This window comes from Mesorhizobium sp. M7A.F.Ca.CA.004.12.1.1 (assembly GCF_003997835.1).
Classification (GTDB): domain Bacteria; phylum Pseudomonadota; class Alphaproteobacteria; order Rhizobiales; family Rhizobiaceae; genus Mesorhizobium.
In genome coordinates, this window is record NZ_RZRK01000527.1 from 1 (window position 1) to 4,349 (window position 4,349).

Genomic DNA, 4,349 nt, shown 5'->3' on the forward strand with positions numbered 1-4,349 from the left:
CGGCGGCCCGAAAAGCCGAAGGAAGCCGGATCGAGCCGCGTGCGCCGGTCTTTGAGGAACGCTGCCAGCGAGCCGGCGGAATTGGAGGGCATCCTGTTAGCCATTATACCATGATAAGATCACTACTTTAATAGAATAATAGACCAGCAATATTACGCAGGCAACTGTGCAGGAGATTTTGCATGCGTATCTTTCTCACCGGCGCGACCGGTTTCATCGGTTCGGCGATCGTTCCCGAACTCATCAAGGCGGGCCACCAGGTGGTCGGCGTGACCCGCTCCGACGCCGGCGCCGAGGCGCTGGTCGCGGCAGGCGCCGAGGTGCATCGGGGCACCCTCGAAGATCCCGAGGGGCTGCGCGACGGCGCGGCGAAGGCGGAGGCTGTGATCCATACGGCGTTCGACCATGATTTCTCGCGGTTTGCCGAGAATTGCGAAAAGGACAAGCGCGTCATCGCCGCTCTCGGCGCCGCCCTGGCCGGCTCCGACCGGCCGCTGGTGATCACCTCCGGCGTCGGCATGGGCAGCCCTGGGCATGGCGAACTGGCGATTGAGGACGTCTTCAATGCCAGCCACCCCAATCCGCGCATAGCCTCCGAGCTGGCCGGCAATGCGCTTCTGGAAAACGGCATCAATCTGTCGGTGGTGCGGCTGCCGCAGGTCCACAATCCGGTCAAGCAAGGGCTTATCTCGCCGCTCATCGAGATCGCGCGTGAAAGGGGCGTCTCGGCCTATGTCGGCGAAGGCCGCAACCGCTTCTCCGCGGGCCATCTCCTCGATGCGGCGCGGCTTTACCGGCTGGCCGTGGAAAAGCGGCAACCGGGAGCACGCTATCACGCGGTCGGCGAGGAAGGCGTCGAGGTGCGGGCCATCGCCGAGGCGCTTGGCCGGGGCCTGAAATTGCCGGTCGTCTCCATCGCGCCGGAAAGAGCGGCGGAGCATTTCGGCTGGATGGCAATGTTCGCGCCGATGGATCTGCCGGCCTCCAGCGCGCTGACACAGGCACGATTGGGCTGGCATCCGACCGGCCCGACGCTGATCGCCGATCTCGACGCCATGCGGTATTGATGCGCCTAGCAACGTTTGAGGTGAGCCGAAGTCTCTGAACTTCGTCATCCCTGGGCGAAGCAGGAGCGCAGCTCCGTCGCGGAGACCCTGGGATCCATGCCGCGACCTTAATCATAGGGTGCAGCGGAGCAGAATTCTGCACCGCTGCGGGGCTTCCGAGTCCCGGCATGGATCCCGGGGTCTGCGCTGCGTCGCTTCGCTCCTTGCTCCGCCCCAGGATGACGACTTTTCGGGATCATGCTCCAGGGCTGACCGCGTAGCGCAGATGGACGAGCCCATGCGCCAAGGCCTCGCAGCTCATCAGGGACAACTGCATCTTGCCCGCCAGGCCGCTCTCGCCGAACTCGACGAAGGCCTGGTTGGCGGCGCGTCCATCGATCGCGGGCGCCACGAGAAGGCTCAGTTCATCGACGAGCCCGGCCGCAAGGAACGAACCGTTGATGCCGGCGCCGCCCTCAAGCAGCAGCCGGCTTATGCCGAGTTCGCTGCCGAGCATCTCGAGCACAGCCGCGAGATCGATGTCCGCCGCTTCCGACACGATATAGGACACGCCGTCAGCGGCAAGCTCGGCCAAATGGCTGTCGGCGACGTCGCGCCCAAGCAGCACCACGACATGGTCGCCGCCGATGTCGGGTTTGGAAAAATGGAGCTTGCCCGAGGCATCGAGCGCCACGGCATAACTGCCCGCATCCATTTGCGCGAAATGATAGGGCCGGTCGACCTTGCCGACATTGGCTGGTGGGTGCGCGGCGGCCTTGCTCATCTCGGCCATGGTGACGCGGCCGACGATCCAGGCGTCAGCCGCGAGATCACTGTGGATATGTTCGTAGAGGCTCGACCACTCCGCCCGGGTCCCGTCCGGACTTGTCGTGTAGCGGCTTGGATGAAGGCTGCCGTCGAGTGATGCGAGCATATGGCAGACGATTTGCGGCTTCATACGGGTTCTCCAGATCACAAAAACTTCGCGAGTCAGTCCAAGGTAGTGCCGGGCAGAGGGAATGGAAGCCAAGCATCTCAGGGAGATGTTGCCCACGCTGCAAACCAAAATCCGACAATTCCGATAAATTGCCCGGCACCTCTGTTATATCGAGGTTGCACAAATGGTTGACCCTGGGTTAGCATCCCCAGGCAGGCGTCGGTGGGAGGCTCTTTTTACAGCGGCGGCCAGCTGGAGCGGCATGCGTTTTCGGGCGCAGGGAGGATGCTCCACACTTTGAACCGACGCATGATCCTTCCTGAAACCGATCCCGGTTTTCGGGGTCGTGCGTTCTTGTGGAGGAGGATCCCATGAACAGACGTGAATTCCTGCTGTCGTCCGCGGCTTTCGGCGCCATGATGGTCGCCGCGCCCTCGGTGTTTGCGCAGGACAAGCTCACCATCCTTGGCTCGGTGCCCAGTCTCGGCTTTCCGTTCTTCGTGCACATGCTGAACGAGATCAAGGCGGAAGCCGCCACGCAAGGCGTCAATTTGACCGAAAGCGACGGCCAGAACTCGGCCACCAAGCAGACCGCCGACATCGAGGCGGCCTTGGTGCAGAAGGTCAACGCCATCGTCATCTCGCCGCTCGACGTCAATGCGCTGGCGCCGGCCATCGAGGAAGCGGTCAAGGCCGGCGTTCCCGTGGTGACGATCGACCGCCGTGTCGACGGCGTCGAGGGCATCCTCGCCCATGTCGGCGCCGATAACGTCAAGGGCGGCGAGGCGGAAGCCAACGCGGTGGTGGCGGCGTTCCCCAACGGCGCCAAGCTGTTCCATCTGCAGGGCCAGCCCGGCGCCGGTCCGGCGATCGACCGCAACAAGGGCGTGCACAATGTGCTCGATCCGCTGAAGGACAAGTACCAGATCGTCTTCGAGCAGACCGCCAACTTCGCCCGCGCCGAAGCGCTGTCGGTGACCGAAGCCGGCCTTGCCGCCAACGGCAAGCCGGACGCCATCGTCTGCGCCAATGACGACATGGCGCTCGGCGCCTTGGAGGCCTGTGCGGCGCGCAACTTCACCGACGTCAAGATCTACGGTTTCGACGCGCTGCCGGAAGCGCTGGTCGCGGTGCGCGACGGCAAGCTTGCGGGCACCGTCGAGCAGTTTCCCGGCGAGCAGTCGCGCACCGCGGTGCGCATCGCGGTGGCCTTTGCCAAGGACAAGACCGAGCCGAAGGAGAAGCTGGTGCTGCTGACGCCGATCGTCATAGGCAAGGACAATCTCGACAAGGCGGAGCGGATTGGCGAGACGAAGTAGGGGTTTGGCGGGGATCGGCCGATTGGCAAAGCCGGCGGGACAGCGCTCCCCTCTGTCCTGCCGGACAGAGGGGGGCGTTCAAGCGCTGACAGGCGACATCAACTGCATGGAAGGAGCCACCCTTGCCGCCAGCCGCTGAAGCCGCATCGTCCGAACCCATCCTGCTTGCCGTCGAAGGCATCACCAAGCATTTCTCGGGCGTCACCGCGCTCAGCGACGTCTCGCTCGATATCCGCCCCGGCGAGATCCTCGGCCTGCTCGGCGAAAACGGGGCCGGCAAGTCGACGCTCTTGAAAATCCTCTCGGGCGTCATGCCGCCGTCGGGCGGCCGCATCACTTTCGACGGTGCCGATTATCATCCATCCAGCCCGCAGGATGCCAAGCGGCTCGGCATCGTCACCATCTACCAGGAGCTCAGCCTGATCCCGACGCTGACGGTGGCGGAAAACATCTTTATCGGCCGCGCGCCGACCGGTCCGCTCGGGCTGGTCAGCTGGAGGCGGATGGAGCAGGACTCCCGCACGATCGTCGCCCGCGTCGGCCTCTCCATCGATCCGATGACGCCGGTGTCGGCGCTGTCGGTGGCCGAACAGCAACTGGTCGAGATTGCCCGCGCCCTGTCGCTGAAAAGCCGGCTGATCATCATGGACGAACCGACCTCGGCGCTGACCGAGACCGAGGTGCAGCGGTTGCTGTCGATCATGGACCGGCTGCGCAAGGACAAGGTCGCCATCATGTTCGTCACCCACCGGCTGGAGGAAGCCTCCGCCATCTGCGACCGCATGACGGTGCTGCGCGATGGGCGGCTGGCCGGGCATCTCGACCGTGAGGGTGGACCGATCGCCCTGCCCAAAATCATCGAGAAGATGGTTGGCCGCGCGGCGTCCGAGCTCTACGCCCGGCCGGCGCAACGCGCGGTGGCCGGCGATGTCGTGCTGTCGGTGCGCGGCCTGCGCACCGTGCGCGATCCCGAAGCGCCGCACGCCATCGTGCTCGACGGCGTCGACATCGACCTCAAGGCCGGTGAAATCCTCGGCGTTGCCGGGC

4 protein-coding genes and 1 pseudogene are annotated in these 4,349 nt (G+C 64.7%); 3 read left to right on the plus strand and 2 right to left on the minus strand.

Features of this window, described 5'->3' with window-relative positions:
- Positions 1–104 (minus strand): annotated as a pseudogene (locus EN984_RS38975) (transcriptional regulator); the annotation flags it as partial.
- Between the two features lie 78 nt (positions 105–182).
- Here EN984_RS38975 and EN984_RS24240 point away from each other — a divergent pair.
- Positions 183–1,067: an SDR family oxidoreductase gene (locus tag EN984_RS24240; protein ID WP_127267207.1), complete on the plus strand. Its 885-nt coding sequence runs from the start codon at positions 183–185 to the stop codon at positions 1,065–1,067.
- A 235-nt stretch (positions 1,068–1,302) separates the two neighbouring features.
- Here the strand turns inward: EN984_RS24240 and EN984_RS24245 are convergent, their stop codons facing one another.
- Positions 1,303–2,004: a RibD family protein gene (locus EN984_RS24245; RefSeq protein ID WP_127267206.1), complete on the minus strand. Its 702-nt coding sequence runs from the start codon at positions 2,002–2,004 to the stop codon at positions 1,303–1,305.
- Positions 2,005–2,354: 350 nt separating this feature from the next.
- Between EN984_RS24245 and EN984_RS24250 the strand changes: the two genes are divergently transcribed.
- Together EN984_RS24250 and EN984_RS24255 are read left to right on the plus strand one after the other, a co-directional pair.
- The gene (locus EN984_RS24250) at positions 2,355–3,302 is read left to right on the plus strand and encodes a substrate-binding domain-containing protein (protein WP_127267205.1); all 948 of its coding nucleotides are present in this window, start codon (positions 2,355–2,357) and stop codon (positions 3,300–3,302) included.
- 122 nt (positions 3,303–3,424) lie between these two features.
- Positions 3,425–4,349 (plus strand): sugar ABC transporter ATP-binding protein (locus EN984_RS24255; RefSeq protein WP_164765610.1); only part of this gene is annotated, 925 nt, incomplete at its 3' end.

Excerpts from the sequence above, each read along its gene's own strand:
- EN984_RS24240 (WP_127267207.1), top strand. The coding sequence starts at position 183 with ATGCGTATCTTTCTCACCGGCGCGACCGGTTTCATCGGTTCGGCGATC.
- EN984_RS24245 (WP_127267206.1), bottom strand. The coding sequence starts at position 2,004 with ATGAAGCCGCAAATCGTCTGCCATATGCTCGCATCACTCGACGGCAGC.
- EN984_RS24250 (WP_127267205.1), top strand. The coding sequence starts at position 2,355 with ATGAACAGACGTGAATTCCTGCTGTCGTCCGCGGCTTTCGGCGCCATG.